The sequence below is a fragment of the Photobacterium sagamiensis genome, from assembly GCF_050337085.1.
Classification (GTDB): Bacteria; Pseudomonadota; Gammaproteobacteria; order Enterobacterales; family Vibrionaceae; genus Photobacterium; species Photobacterium sagamiensis.
The window spans coordinates 1-15,651 of record NZ_JAKJSP010000085.1; the positions used below are offsets into that span (position 1 = coordinate 1).

The following is a 15,651-nucleotide window of genomic DNA, read 5'->3' on the forward strand; positions in this document are numbered from 1 at the left end:
CGCCTGCCGTGATGTTCGGTGCATCTCCAAGAGTCGATAGCAGAGTCATCAACCCAGAATGTAATTGAACCACGTTGTTCCAACGCTTTGTTGTACTTCTTCCAGTTTGTAATTTTGTTCTTCGACTTACCCATTGCTGATACCTAAATCACCGGTGATAGATGATCTGATCACTGAATAGCAAAAGAGTTCCCTGATTTAGTCAACAACGCCAGTGTGTATAGCTAAATCTGGGTACTCCTCTCCTTTATTTTGCAAACGAATATGTGCTTTGCATAGACACCTTTCTAATACCTCTACTCATACCCTTGTCTTGTACGTTTAAATTCATATATCCCCATATCACCTCAATATGTGAAATTCAGAGTGTCCTCAGGAAACGCAATTTGAATGAAATGTGTAGGAATGGCGATCCATTTCGGCTCAAAAAGCGATAACGATAGTGCATGAGCCTTTTGAAGAGTAACTTGAATGCGCACTGCTCTTGTAGGTTATTGGCTACATTATATTTTTCGAAGATGAGATGTGTGTCTGATTTTTGGTCAGAAAAGGATTTTAATGGTGATTATTCAGCCAGTGTCATTAAAAATGACTAGATATACAAATTAATGAAAATAGTAATTTTTTCAAATTTTGAATTGTCAGCTCTACACTGAGAAAGATGACTTAAACTCGGTCAGTATGAGCTATCAGTTTTAATGTACAGATAAGTAACTGGCGGGCACTGCTTAACCTTCAGCTTTTATCTTGATTTTTTACCAAGGTTTGATGGGTTCCGAATTTATTAAAGACGCCATAAAGGTGATCGCGATTCGTCAATATCTGCAAAAGGAGTTGTGCATGTCTGTTTTGCGTCAATTATCTGCCATATTGGCAGCTAAGCCATATTTAATTGCTATCACGCTAACGTTACTGATTTCAGTTTGGATGGCATCCGGACAATTATCTCAGCCCGAAAAGGTCCATACTGCTTCCGGCGAAGAGTTCAATGATGACCTTCCTCGCGTACGAACGAAAGAGGTTACGGCAGAATTGGTTACCCGCAGCGTGACCCTGTATGGCCGAACTGAGCCCGATCGTAAAGCTACGGTGGCGGCTGAAGTGCTCGGACAGATCACTGAGGTGTTAGCACAGCGCGGTAGTATTTTAAAAAAAGGGGATCTGATCGCTCGTATTGATAAAAACGATCTTCCTCAGCAACTTGATTATGCTCAAGCCCGACTTAAACAAAGAGAAATAGAATTTGATGGCGCCAAGAAACTGAGCGCAAAGGGGTTTCAAGGTAAAGCCCGGTTGGCTGAAGCTGAGGCATCACTAACAGAAGCGCGTGCCGATTTAGCTAAACTTAAACTCATGCTATATAAAACAGAGATACGAGCACCTCAATCGGGAATACTCAATGAGCGTTATATCGAAGAAGGTGATTTTGTTTCTGTCGGTACTGTGGTTGCCCAAATTACTGATATCGATCCTTTGATCGTACGGGCCGATGTTACCGAAAAAGACATCTACACCATTAAGTTAGGTCAAAAGGCTGAGGTTCGCCTGCTTAACAACCAGCAGGTTGAGGGCGAATTGCGCTATATTTCACGGGTATCAAATGCTGAAACCAATACCTTTAAGATTGAAGTCAGCATTCCCAACCCAGACTTTAAGCTCTGGGCTGGTGTCAGTGCCGAACTCAGTTTGCCGTTGGATAAAACCCGAGCCATTAAGGTATCTCCTTCATTAATGGCATTGGATGAGGCTGGCAATATCGGTATTAAAACGGTGAAAAATGGCGTGGTCAGTTTTCACCCGGTTGACTTGGTTAAAACTGAGAAAGACGGGGCTTGGTTAGGTGGATTTGAAGAGAACGTAGAGATCATTATTCTCGGGCAAGGTTTTGTAAAGGCAGGCGATCGCGTCGAAACCACTAAGGTGGAGAATTAAATCATGCTAAGTGCCATTGACGCCGCCCTAAGCCGGGGCCGTACGATTGTTGTATTATTGCTGCTTTTACTAACTGCTGGTGCGGTTAGTTACAACCAGATCCCGAAAGAATCTGATCCCGATATCCCGATACCGTACGTTTATGTTTCTATCGAACATAGTGGTATTTCACCTGAAGATGCGGAAAGGATGCTGCTGCGTCCCATGGAGCAAGAGCTACAGGGGCTGGAAGGGCTAAAAGAGATGAAGGGCTCTGCCGTCGAGGGCCATGCTTCAGTTTTTCTTGAATTTCAGCTCGATGTCGACCAGAAACAGGCGTTAACCGATGTCCGCGAAAAAGTCGACCTAGCTAAGAGTAATCTCCCGGCAGATACCGACGATCCCACCGTTCATGAGATCACCATGGCAGGCTGGTCTCCGGTCGTGACAGTGGTACTGTCTGGCTCTGCGCCCGAGCGGGCGTTGATCATGTTAGCGAGGGATTTACAAGATAAGCTGGAAACCTTAAAAGAGGTGCTGGAAGTTGAGATTGGCGGCGATCGTGATGAAATGGTTGAGATTTTGGTCGATCCTCTTTTAATGGAAAGCTACAGCCTTGATCAGGAACATATCTACAATTTATTGTCACGTAATAACCGCTTGGTTGCCGCCGGAACCATGGATAATGGTCGAGGGCGTTTTCCTATTAAGGTGCCTTCCGTTTTCGAGAATATTGCCGATGTACTCTCATTGCCGATCAAGGTTGATGATGACCGAGTGATCACTTTTGGTGATATCGCCCAGATACGACGTGTTTTTAAGGATCCCAATTCGTTTGCCCGGTTAAACGGTAAACAGGCTATTACCTTAGAGGTAAAGAAGCGTGCGGGACAAAATGCGATTGAAACGGTTAACAAAGTACGCGAGATAGTCACTAAAGAGTCAGAACTTTGGCCTGCTAATGTGCAGGTGGACTTCACTGGTGATACTTCGGAGCATGTTAAAGATATGCTGGCTGATCTACAGAACAATGTTGCTTCGGCAGTATTGCTGGTGGTGATTGTGATCATAGTTATTCTGGGTGTACGCAGTGCCGCTTTGGTGGGCATTTCTATTCCCGGCTCTTTTTTAACCGGTATTTTGGTGTTGTCAGCGTTTGGGATGACCATGAATATGATGGTGCTGTTTGCGTTGATTATGGCTGTCGGTATGTTAGTCGACGGTGCCATTGTTGTGACTGAATTTGCCGATCGAGAGATGAGCGAGGGAGTACACAGAAAAGTGGCTTACAAAAAAGCCTCCAACCGCATGGCATGGCCTATCATTGCATCCACGGCAACCACATTAGCAGCGTTTGCTCCTTTGTTATTCTGGCCCGGGCTGATGGGCGAGTTTATGAAGTATTTACCGCTTACCCTGATCTTTACCCTCACCGCCTCTTTGTTCATGGCATTGATTTTCGTTCCCACACTAGGCACGCTTTTCGGTAAGCCAAGGTTGATTTCTTCGGCAGGGAAGGCTCAGTTTATCGAAGCAGAGCAGGGAGATATGGCTAAGCTTAAAGGGTTTACCGGTTTTTATGTGAGAACCCTTAAAGTGGCAGTTTATAGGCCTTGGCTGAGTCTTAGTGCGGCTTTGTTGTTCTCCGTCGTTGTCTTTATGGCTTATGGCATGTTTGGTAAGGGGGTAGAGTTTTTTCCGGATACAGATACTGGTGCCTTCAATATAACGGTCAGATCACAAGGTGATCTCTCCATTTTCGAAAAAGATGCCGTGATGAAGGAAGTCGAAGCCCAGTTGTTGGATATGGAAGAGGTAGAAACCTTATACGGCAAGACGGGCGGGGAGGATGAAGTTGGATATATCCGAGGTAATCTGACTGACTGGCAAGAGCGGCGCAATATCGACAAAATCACAGCTGAAGTGTTTGAACGTACTGAACATCTGGCCGGTATCGAGATTGAAGTCCGTAAAGATGAGAATGGCCCACCATCGGGTAAAGCGCTGCAGTTGGAGATCAGCTCACGCTTTCCAGAACTATTACAACCGACGTTGGAGAAGGTGAGAGCTGAACTAGAGCAGCACTCTGCCTTTACCAATATAACGGATAATGGTGATAAACCTGGTATTGAGTGGCAGATCAAGGTCGATAGGGAAAAAGCAGCGCGTTTTGGTGCAGATGCTACGCTGGTGGGTGCCAATGTACAGTTTGTGACCACAGGGTTAAAAATAGGCAGTTATCGTCCCGATGACATTGATGATGAGATTGATATTAGGGTTCGTTTTCCTGAGGAATATCGTCATGTAGATAGCTTGCATCAGCTTAGGTTGAAAACGTCGACTGGTCAGGTGCCTATCAGTAACTTTACCGAACTCAAGGCAGCTAACAAGCAGGGGGTTATCAATAAGGTGGATGGTCGGCAGGTGATCGCTTTAGAAGCGGATCTGGTACCCGGTTATAACCTAAATCAGGTGTTGCCTGATCTGATGGTCAAAATACCGACATTAGGGATAGATCACAGGGTTAATTTGAAACTGAGAGGTGAAAACGAAGATCAAAAAGAGTCTGAGGCATTTTTGGTCAAGGCTTTTGCGGTGGCACTGGCTGTAATGGCGCTGATTTTGATCACCCAGTTCAATTCATTTTATCAGGCGTTTTTGATCCTCAGTGCGGTGCTCTTTTCAACTGTAGGGGTTTTCCTGGGTTTACTACTTACCCAACAAGCCTTTGGTGTCGTTATGGGAGGTTTGGGAGTGATCTCTTTGGCTGGTATTGTAGTTAACAACAACATCGTTCTTATCGATACTTTCAATGTACTGTGCAAGGAAGGGATTGCACCGATGGAAGCGATCCTAAGAACGGGAGCACAGCGTCTACGCCCGGTACTAATGACGACTGTGACTACGATTTTAGGTTTGATGCCGATGGTGCTGGAGATGAACCTCGATTTCTTTAATCGAAACATCGAATTCGGTGCTCCCATCTCCAAATTCTGGGTTCAGTTAGCATCAGCTGTTGCCGGGGGGCTCGCATTTGCAACGTTACTCACGCTAATACTTACCCCCTGTATGTTAGCGCTGCGCATTAACCGTAAGGACAGGCAGTTTAAATCGCCTATTGAACTCATTCCTGAGTCAAAGGAGCCCCAGTTGAATAAGGCCAGTAACGGTTAACGATTAAGAACAAGTCGAGAGTCTTGACGCCACAGAGTAGTACACTTTCGCATGATATAGCGTTTGTTTGTTCTATTCCAAAGAGAGGCACTATTCGTCGATAGTGCCGCTTTTCCTAAAGGTGCTGAATTATCAACTGAGTGATGATTGCAAATTAGCGCATTACCTTGATAGTTTATACTTCTTGTTGCTGCGTATACCCAAACCACTTCAAGATGCAATGTTCAGCGAGAATTCAGTGGTTTTTAGGCAAGGCAGCCATATGAGCGAATAGTGGTTCTATTTGGAGTATGGCTAACGTAGTTTAAAAGCCACTGAAACTCGCCCCTTGGGAGCTCCTCTGGAAACTCACTTCTGCGCAAAATGTGCTTGAAAGGGGATGCCATTCCTACATACATTTCGTTGGAATTGAATTCCCAGAGGAAGCTCTGAATCATGCATCTTGAAGTAGTTTGGGTATATAGAGTTCTCGATATGATTTAAACTCCAGCTGTTCCTCTGTTAGTCCTAATTTTTGTGCAAGAGTTAGTAACTGCTGCTTATATTCTTTTAACATTGATTCATCATCAGTCATGATTGCAAGTTCAGCAAAGTCACCAATATTTTCGAGGTGATCAACCGTCACATGATATTTGCCAATGAAATAGATACTTCGTTTCTTTTTCATATCTAAAACTTGCTTGAATCCCATGGTGTTCAGCATACTTTTAGCTTTAACAGAGTCCGTTATATTAACCGCTTCACAACGATCTTTTTCGGGTCCTTTCACAATCCAGAGCATAATGCCAGATGGTTGCATTTCTCTTATACAAACACTCTTACTCTCGCTGCTCAAGAGATGCTTAGGTGAATCAAAATAGCAATCATGCTCTAGATTATTTTCCAGCATGACTTCTGGACTCATCTGATGCAAATTTGATAGGAAACGGTCCCTGGAATTTAAACGATATTTAAGTTCCACTTCGAATTTGCCCTCGAAATGCTCACTCATGGCCTTACCTTTTGAACAGTTTGATATAAGTAAGAATGATACGTCTAATTCTTCATCATGTCTGCCGTATTGAGAAAAACATGAGCGCTTGGGATGAATAGCCGATACTCAACGCATAAACAGTTGTCGTTGTCCTCGTTGCCAAGGCTCATGGCTGGTGGTTCAACCAGCCTTTTGGAGTGTCGGCGTGTGATGGAAGAGCTAGCTAATATCGATGGCTGGCAATATTCATACATATTTATACCGGGTAGGTGTAACACGAATTTGTTTAATTTGCGTATCGGTCGATATTTGAACGCTATGTGCAATCATTACACACAAAGCCGGGCGAAATAGTGAAGGAGCTTAACTTTAATTGGAGAAAGAGGAAGCTGACTAATGTCGTCTAGTTTATATGGTGGTTAACTTCAGGTTATTATTTGTCCGTATTTTATCCGTTTTAAACAGTAATAACTAAGCCATTAAAATTATTCATAGTGACACTATGGGTGTAATTAATACCTGGACAGGAATGTATTATTTATTTTTTGAGTGTAATTTAGCCAATCTTAGGTGATTTCACATTTTATGGTCTAACCACTATACAGATATTCACAAAATTCTATTTTGTCCTATTTATTTTCATCTTTTGAGTTGATAATGCATCCTATTAAGAGTGCTAGTTATTATTCCTGCAAGATTAATGCTTTTTTGAGTATATACTTTATATTTTGCAAAGAACAAGGTTACTAACTTTTGCTGTTGTCCTTATTGAGTCGTTAAGAGTGCGTACAAGATGAAAATAAAGAATAAGCTGCTTTGCCTTACAGGCTTGTCAGTGCTTGCATTGCTGTTGGTGTTATGGGTAACGAACCTTACTAATGAACGCATTATGAAGCTAGATCAAACGTTTACAGACGTTAAGTCATTAGAGATTTCATTGCTTACATTACGCCGTAATGAGAAAGACTTTTTATCGCGTTTAGATCTGAAATATAAAACAAAATACCTGAATAACTATTCAGAGTTTGAGCGTCAAACACAAGTCCTAAGTGCGGAGCTGGATGAGTTGTCGGTCAAAGTGCCTGAATTGAATGAATTAATGCTTGAGATGCAGAACTATAAAGCGAGTTATCTTGAACTGATACGAGATTATCAAACCCTTGGGTTGAAACATTCTGAGGGGCTGTATAAAACTATGTTTGAACAGTCAGATAGTCTGATGGAACACGCTCATCATGGCGGTGCATACGAGAGTGCGCTTTATACATTGGTTCTGAAGGCCGAGCTTTTTGCTTTTTCGAATGACATGGAATATTTTGATGATTATCTGGCGCTGTATGAGAAGCTTAGCCGCATTCAAGATCTAGAATTCAAGTCTGAACTTACACAGTTTAATCAGACGTTTGAATTGATGAATGAACAGAAGGAACTGATTGGGCTTACTTATAATGAAGGCTTGCTAGGACAGGTTCGTAAAGCATCCCATCATGTTGAACAGATATTTTCCAAGATGGAAACTCAGCTGGAAGGGGAGCTTGTAGAGGCTAAAGATCGTGTAATAACGATTATTACCTTCTCGGTTTTAAGTGTGGTTGTCATGTTGGTAGTGCTGTCACTGCTCATCAATAACGGTATTCAACGTAGCATCAACAACCTAAACAACTTGATGTCAGAGATTTCACGCAGCCATGATTTAACCCTGGTTGCTGACGACAGTGGCAAAGACGAACTGGCTGATATGGCGTCTAACTTTAATGGCTTATTAGCGAGTATGCGTCAGCTGATTGGCAATGTTCAGTCGACGATTACAGAGCTGGGTGCAGCCTCCGAGCAGTTACAGCACAGCAGCCAAGCGACAGAGGAGGCTTTGGCTCAACAGCAGCTAGAGACAGATTCGGTATCAACGGCTATTACGGAGATGGGTGAAACCATTAAAGAAATTGCATCTAAGACTGAAGGTGCAGCGGCTAATGCAGAAAGAAGTAACCAAGGGGCAGAAACGGGTTTATCTGAAATAAACACGACGAAAGAGTCGATTAGTGCTCTATCTGATGAGTTAGCCAGAGCCGGCGAAGAAGTGACTAGCTTGTCGGGCCTATCGGATAACATTGGTACGGTATTGGATGTGATCCGTGGAATCGCTGAACAAACCAACCTCTTGGCATTAAATGCGGCCATCGAAGCCGCACGAGCGGGTGAACAAGGCCGAGGATTTGCCGTCGTGGCTGATGAAGTTCGAACGCTGGCAGGCCGGACCCAACAATCTACCGAAGAAATTTCATCTATTATAGCTTCGGTTCAAAAGCAGACTGGGTTAGTTGTGGAACAAATTGCTCATTGCCGTGAGCAGGGAGAAGAAAGCGTAGAACAGGTCGACAACACAGCACTGAAAATTGAGCAAATTATGCATGGCATGCAGTTGATACTGGACGATAGTACTCAGATTGCTACAGCTGTTGAGCAGCAAAGTATCGCATCAGCGGAGATTAGCCGGAACGTAACTTCCATTCGCGATATTACCGTCGATAATTCTAATGCCGTGCATGAGAATTCCCAGGCAGCCAGTGCTGTAGCAGGTCAGGCAAGGAATCTGGATGAAGCTATTGCCAGCTTTAGTGTTTAGAATCACGGTCTAGCATACATCAACTCGAATCTGTCTGATGTCGAATTGATGAGATAATAAGGCAATAAAGATCAGCGGCACTGTAACTGTATTACGTGCCGCTTCTTTGCCTCTGGCGATACGTTATACGTAGTCATTATTTAATTCTTGTACGAACTCGATACGATGATTATCAAACCGCCTTGTTGAACAAGGGTAGCTCTCCTTGCTAAATTGGCAGTAAATACAATAATCACGTTCAAGGTTGTTTTGTAAAAAAGCTTCTAATATTACTGGTGTCGCGGCCACTAATGTTTTCATAAACGTATATTTAGTATCCATGTTGTTCTGTTAACGGCATTACTTGTTTTAGCTTTCAAAAGCTTGCCGGATATTTATTCAAAATTAAATACTTAATGTGCATAGCTTCTAAAAGTGTGATGTAATCGATTGCGGGGGGCTGTTTGGTTGTTGAAATTGTGACATTAAATGCTAATGGAATAGAGATCTACCCATACCAACGGGCTGCACAATTGAGTGTATGGTCTAATTGAGAGAAAATCAGATCGTTGTTCTTTCGTTAATTCAGAATTTCCATGCCAATAGCGATTGCCGCAACGACTCCAAGGAACCAAGCACACATCGTTAATTCTTCGTAAGCCAGTTCAATGTACTTCGATTTCTCTTTTACTACTTCTGATATCTTTTCTGTTGTATCAACGTAAGCCTTAATAATATGTTGCTCTCGGCTTACTATATCGGTCATATCCAGGTGTTTTGCAGCATCGCCATTTTTTTGCAGTACGGGACAATCGCCTATTTTTAATGCCAGTAAAGAGTGTCCCCAGGCACAGACAGCAGCAAATAGGGCAATCAAAAAAGCAACCAGCTTTATCCATTCAATAGGTATTGAAGGTTCAAAGATACTATCACTTTTTATGACAGCAACAGATCCAAGCGCGGCGATCATAATGGTTAAAAAGCCTAATAACTTAGAGCATTTACTTTCTAAATGTTCAAATCGCGCTTGTTCTGCTCTGTACCTGTCTTTTAGGTAATCGATCGTTTCTATAAGGCTTCTCCTTTTGCGTATAATGTTCGATTCGCATCCAGCATTATTGTGCTTTTACTCTAGAATATCATCACCAAATTTACACTATTAATAATGAAAGTGTGCTGATATTAATAAGTATTATACAAAATATGATTCATGCTTGATAAATATGACTTTATTCGAAGAGATGCGCTTTTTTGTGCGGTTGATCGTTTTTGGTCGGTGGTGCATACATCAGTTCCAATCTGCTTGACCATAAATAGCGGCCACGTTTGCGTGATTCGTTCATTTAAGACAATGATGTTCACTTTATTCGTTAGATCATGTGCCACTATTTTGATAAGAATGTCTCCGCTATATCAGCCGTTCTTGTATATCTTAAATTTTGAGTGATGACAATAAGCTGAGAATTAGACGTTGCTTATTGCTGTCGTGTTTGAGAGTTATTTATATGTGGGGGTGTTATACGTGTTGTGTTATTTAATTGACGTCGCGCTATTTATTTGACGATTCGGGCTAAAACATATTATATATTATTTTTGCCTGATGAATGTTTGTATGTTTATTAGGCGCTGGCAAAGGGGGTAGCCATAAATATATAATTTTATAAGAGTCTGATTTATAAGGAGTAGAGCATTTAATCTAAAGGTGTTTAAATATAAAACACTGATTAATCAAAAGGTTATCTATTTCGCCTTGAGAGTTGTAGTAATTGATATTAATCCCATGCCTTTGATAAATATTTGGTATGCATTCGTGTTTAGTATAAGTTGTGCTGTGACCATAAATGATAGCAAAGACCCCGATACCTTTTCGTAAATATGTTAGCGCTATTAATCAAACCCAGTGTTTCTCATATTTCTTCAAAGGCATGTTGTACAAACTTGCTGCTATTTTCGGCTATATAAAACCTAATAAGGAAGCCGGGTGTAAGTTCAATATGGGGTCTTAGCATTGAATAGAATCAAATGGGAATTTCAAAGCAACTTTTACTATCCAATTTTAGGTAGGAAACATGATTAGTTTGAACAAGAGTTTGACGACGGGTACTTTTAAACATTCGCTGCTAGCAGCCAGTATTACGCTCATTTTAACCGCGTGCAATAGTGGCTCATCCAGTTCTGACGACGCTGTATCGGCTCCCTTGACACCATCGGCACCAAAAGCCAGTTTGTCAGGAACGGTGGCCGATGGCTACTTGGTTGGTGCCAAAGTGTGTCTGGATCTAAATGAAAACAAAAAGTGTGATAGCGATGAGCCGTCAACAACCAGTAAGGCGGGGGGAACCTTTACGCTTTCCGGTGCCAATCAAGCTGATATTGATTCCCATCCGCTGTTGGTAGAAGTCCTTGAAGCCACTATCGATGAAGACGATGGGCAGCCTGTCGGTGGTAAATACTCGCTTACAGCCCCTGCCGGTTACACTTTTGTCAGCCCGTTAACGACGATGGTGCAACGAGAAATCGAAGATAATAAGAAGGATGAAGCGTATTCTGTTGAGGATGCTGAAGCCAGTGTCAAAGTAAAACTTGGTACTGATCTTGAGTTGTCTACCGACTATGTCGCCGCTCAGAAAAATGACAGTACGGTTTCAAAGCAAAATAAAGAAGAATTCAAACAGCTGCACAAAGTTGCTCAGGTCACGGCGACCGCATTGAAACAGTTTCTTGAGGCTGCCGATTCAGATGCGGCAATGGAAAGTGCCGAATTTGATCTAATAATGGATGTGGTCGTGGACAGGGTACTTGCCATTCTCGAGTCGATTAATGAGAAGGTTGATGCTGACACCACGGAACCAAGCGTTTTTGATGCTGAAGATTTCTTAGAAGCGGATAAGCAAAACAATCCAGATAAAAATCTCTCCGATGATCTGAAGTTTGATTCTAAGACAGTTCTTGACGAAATTGAAATCCGAGAGGCAGAGAAAGCAGCCAGCAGTGCAAACATGCTGGAGCTGGTTCAGACAGAAGGGGTTAACTGGTTTTACAGTGGCCGCCATGGCAGCACGCTTGAGGCGGCACATGGTACCTTCAAGCACATTCCTGCCACTGATAATACGCCAGCCAGCTCGCAAGAAACCGAGTACCGATATGATGCAAGCAGTAATGGTTTCATTGAAGACACTGATTCCGGTAGTGATGATGACTACCTGTTGACTTCAGCTGGTTGGGAGAAAATTCGTGAGCAAGAGGAAATCAGTATTAACGCTGATGGTACTATTTCCATTACTAACCCTAACGCGCCTGAGTATGCCGAATTGTTGGAAGCTACCGCTTTTGATATTTCAGGAAAAAATATTGCACTGACATTAGACGGCTCCGCTGATGCCGGTTACTGGTCTGAATTCGTCACTCAAGATGCAGTATTCCCAGACAGCGCAAAAGCTTTCAAGTTGAAGTTCACCACACTTAATGACACCTATGAAATCTGGGATGGCGATTGCGACGATCCATCTTACGAGGTCGGCGGCATGTGTAACAGCGTATGGCTAAACTCAGCAAATGGGCCTGCGCAATATTTAGATCAGTTACTATCGGAAACAGCTGCATCTGATCTGAGTCAAGTAAACGGCCCTCAAGTGGCTTGGTTCAATAATGGGTCTATTGTTGCCGAGATGCTGATTGATGGCACAGTGAACTATTATGAGGTGGAGTACAACAACACCAATAATAACTACACGACAGAGACGCTGTCGTTGACTACAGGAACCTGGCAAAACAAAACCGTTAATGGCGTGCAGATGTTTGTCCTTGAGTTGCCGACCAAAATTCTTGGCCTGGGTGACTACGATTATTACGAGCGCTTTATCTTATTAACTGAGTATCAAGGTGCGGTTCGCCGCGGGGAATATATTCCGGCAGGTACTGTGGAACATGATGAATTAGCCTTTAATAAATCGGCTGCTGACAGCATTGTAGCTGCTTTCAGTGAGACCTTGTATGACGAGCTTGTCGCCAAGTTTAACAAAGACACTTCTGATGGTAACGAATCGCCTGATGGCAGTGAGACTCCGGACAACAGCAATCCTTCAACCCCGCCACTGGAAACAACACTGCAACCTTGTACGGTAGGTGACTCGGTCTGGGATGACACTAACGATCAGCCACAAACGTTTGCTACTAAAGCGGAGTATGACGAAGTATTAGTTAATAACTGCACTACGCGTATTCCGTTTACAGCTGATGAGATGGTGGGCAAAACCTTTATCTTTTCCGACGAGCCAACCGAGTCCATTTTCTTTGAGACTGCTAGCAAGGCGCTGTTTACTTCCGTAGCTGATAACGGAACGGTGGAAAATAGCGATATATCGTGGTTTGTTAATAGTGAAGGTCAGATAGAATTGAGCATGTACTCGGTGGATCCAGTTGCTCAAGAAAATCCTGGTATTGAGTTCAGGGCAGTACTAACACTGCTTGAAACCGGAACTAACGAGCTATCAGTAAAATTCTATCATGAAGAGTCAGAGTGGTATTCTGGCGCTGTGATGGATGGCAGCAAAGGCGAAATCTGGAGTGTGATTTTGGTTAAAAAAGAATCGCAATCGTAGTTAACCTGAAGTCTTTTAAACTGAGGCTTGTTAGTTAAGTTTCATAGAGATCACAAACCACCCTAATAAATGGTTGCATCTGCCTGCCTCTTGATCACGAGTTGTGATCAAGAGGCCTTACAATTGATACTTCAACGCTATTGGTGAAAATGAGATATCTCTATCAGGTTTGATTTGTTTCTTTGCTTTGTCGAATTTCCGTCTTACTGCAATCTGAATTTACTGACAACAGATTTTAACTGACTGTTTGCCGCAGCAAGATTGATGGTTTCATTGGATGTTTCTTCGCCATTCGCAGATAACTCACTCACAATTTCTCGAATAGTAGCCATATTACGGGTGATCTCACCAGTGACTGAGCTCTGTTCTTCGGCTGCGGTAGCAATATGCGTGCTTAGGTCATTGATGTGAATGACTGACTGGACGATTGTATCGAGGTCATTAGCCACCAAATTAGAATTCTCTGCTGTTTTTTCGCATGTTGACTTTGTGAGCTCCATCGCGCCAATTGCGGCATTTGATCCTTTGCGCAGTTTTTCCAGCGTTTGTTCAATCTCTGCAGTACTGGCCTGTGTTCTGGACGCAAGTGTCCTGACTTCATCAKCGACTACGGCAAAACCTCTACCTTGTTCACCTGCACGAGCGGCTTCTATGGCGGCATTCAAAGCAAGCAAATTTGTTTGATCGGCGATTCCGCCGATGACTGTCAGCACGTTAGTGATCTCCAAGGTGTCTTGGCCGATTTCTGTAATATTGACAGAAGTATTTTCGACTTCCTTGACCAGTTGAGAAACAGTGGTTGTTGCTTCGTCAACGACATTTTTCGACTCAGTAACTTGCGAGGTTGCACGATGAGTAAACTGGGACGCTTCAGATGCGTTACTCGCCACATCACTTGCAGTGGCACTCATCTCTTCAATAGCGGCAACGATTTGTTCCGTTTCTGATGAGTGAGCCGTCAATACTTTGCTATTTGCGTCTGTCTGACTTTTAAGATGGTCGACGCTGCGAGAAATATGATCTGATGACTGTGAGACTTCCAACATCAGAGATTGCAAGTTTGCGATAAAGGCATTGATACATTGTGAAATCTGCCCGAGATCATCATCACTTGTTACCGGTAATCTGCGAGTAAGATCGCCATTTCCTTGTGATAAATCGAGTACAACTTCTTTGAGCGAAAGAATTGGACGATAGAGAACATTTAATACTGCAATGATAAGAAAAGCCGCGACAGATAGCATAACCAGTGAGGATATAATCGCACTGGTCAGCGCTTCATCGACAGCCGCATAGGCGATTGACTTATCAATACCAATAACAAGATACCATTTCTGGCCATTAATTAGTTTTATCTCTTTGGTGAAAGATAATTTATCTACGCCGTTAAGCGTATAAGGTAAAGTGCTCTCGTCTTGGGATTGCATGACACGCTGCACATCGGCCATTCCAATATCGGTAAGTCGAGTCCCTACATTTAGTTTGGATGAGTTGGAAGCTAACGCTTTTCCTGTGCCGTCGACAATGGTCGCGACGGCGCCTGGGAAATCGATATTTTTGATATTTTTCGCCAGAACATTGAGCTCTATGTCTCCCAGTATCACACCATCGGCAACTTTCTTCATCACGGAAACGACGTTGTTCCCTGTTGTTGAATCTTGGTAGACATCAGTCAGGTCTAAGCCACTTGCCGATTTTGCTTGTTGATACCATGGGCGAGAGCGAGGATCATACTGGTCAGGATTCGCAACACCATCGACCCAAGCACCACCTGTTATGGTCGAATACGCACGGCCATCATCAAAACCGTAAAGTACCGCCGTTAGTCCGCTGATACTTTTAGTGAATCTTGCTGTTTCAAGATAGCGTTCACTTGATTCTCCAGTTTTATAATGATTCGCTAATGAATCTACTGCGTTAATTTTACCCTGAAACCATGTTTCAATTTTATTGGCTTCGTACCTGACAGTAGAAATTGATTGGGCATTGACGCTCTGAATTGTGCTATCTCTGAGATGAACATAAGACAACCAGTTAGCTACGAGCAAACACGTAGTAACTAATATGATTATCGAGGCTATTATTGTGTTTTTAAAACCGAGGGACTTCATTGATTTTCCTTGTACATAACGTTTATGCCTGCGATGAATGCTCGCAGGTGTTGCATATGATCGCAGTCTCACTGCGCATGTAATTGTATCCCTGGTTGGAATTCAATAATTTGTCTGCTGTCATATAACGCTGAGTGCGCGCCTTATTAACAGATTGATTATTAACGGTATTTTTCGTGGTTTTGAAATTGTTGTACTGCAAGAATATTGGGTGCTTATGAGTGGGTGGGGATGGATTCATTTCAGGTGGTTTGTTTGCCTTTACATGCCGAGTAGAAA

Annotated in this window: 7 protein-coding genes and 1 pseudogene; 4 read left to right on the forward strand and 4 right to left on the reverse strand. The window is 42.9% G+C overall.

The genetic code is table 11. The annotated features are described in order from the left end of the window. Positions 1–134: pseudogene (locus tag L4D76_RS27410) on the reverse strand (IS5/IS1182 family transposase); the annotation flags it as partial. Between the two features lie 706 nt (positions 135–840). On the opposite strand from L4D76_RS27410, the gene L4D76_RS27415 reads away from it, so the two are divergent. Together L4D76_RS27415 and L4D76_RS27420 are read left to right on the forward strand one after the other, a co-directional pair. After that, complete coding sequence (locus L4D76_RS27415) at positions 841–1,932, forward strand: efflux RND transporter periplasmic adaptor subunit (protein ID WP_428444008.1); 1,092 nt, start codon at positions 841–843, stop codon at positions 1,930–1,932. Positions 1,933–1,935: 3 nt separating this feature from the next. Further along, positions 1,936–5,085, forward strand: a complete 3,150-nt coding sequence (locus tag L4D76_RS27420; RefSeq protein ID WP_428444009.1) for an efflux RND transporter permease subunit — start codon at positions 1,936–1,938, stop codon at positions 5,083–5,085. A 433-nt stretch (positions 5,086–5,518) separates the two neighbouring features. On the opposite strand, the gene cyaB is transcribed toward L4D76_RS27420, so the two are convergent. Then, the gene (gene cyaB, locus L4D76_RS27425) at positions 5,519–6,076 is read right to left on the reverse strand and encodes a class IV adenylate cyclase (RefSeq protein ID WP_428444010.1); all 558 of its coding nucleotides are present in this window, start codon (positions 6,074–6,076) and stop codon (positions 5,519–5,521) included. 775 nt (positions 6,077–6,851) lie between these two features. Here cyaB and L4D76_RS27430 point away from each other — a divergent pair. After that, the gene (locus tag L4D76_RS27430) at positions 6,852–8,681 is read left to right on the forward strand and encodes a methyl-accepting chemotaxis protein (RefSeq protein WP_428444011.1); all 1,830 of its coding nucleotides are present in this window, start codon (positions 6,852–6,854) and stop codon (positions 8,679–8,681) included. Positions 8,682–9,240: 559 nt separating this feature from the next. Here the strand turns inward: L4D76_RS27430 and L4D76_RS27435 are convergent. Continuing rightward, positions 9,241–9,630 carry a hypothetical protein gene (locus L4D76_RS27435; RefSeq protein ID WP_428444012.1) on the reverse strand — a complete coding sequence of 130 codons (390 nt, stop codon included), beginning with the start codon at positions 9,628–9,630 and terminating at the stop codon, positions 9,241–9,243. 1,099 nt (positions 9,631–10,729) lie between these two features. Between L4D76_RS27435 and L4D76_RS27440 the strand changes: the two genes are divergently transcribed. Further along, on the forward strand, positions 10,730–13,261 hold the full coding sequence (locus L4D76_RS27440; RefSeq protein WP_428444013.1) for a hypothetical protein: 2,532 nt from the start codon (positions 10,730–10,732) through the stop codon (positions 13,259–13,261). Between the two features lie 203 nt (positions 13,262–13,464). Here L4D76_RS27440 and L4D76_RS27445 read toward each other — a convergent pair whose 3' ends face one another. Then, a complete protein-coding gene (locus tag L4D76_RS27445) occupies positions 13,465–15,372 on the reverse strand; it encodes a methyl-accepting chemotaxis protein (protein WP_428444014.1) in 1,908 nt (635 codons plus the stop codon). Positions 15,373–15,651: the final 279 nt, after the last annotated feature.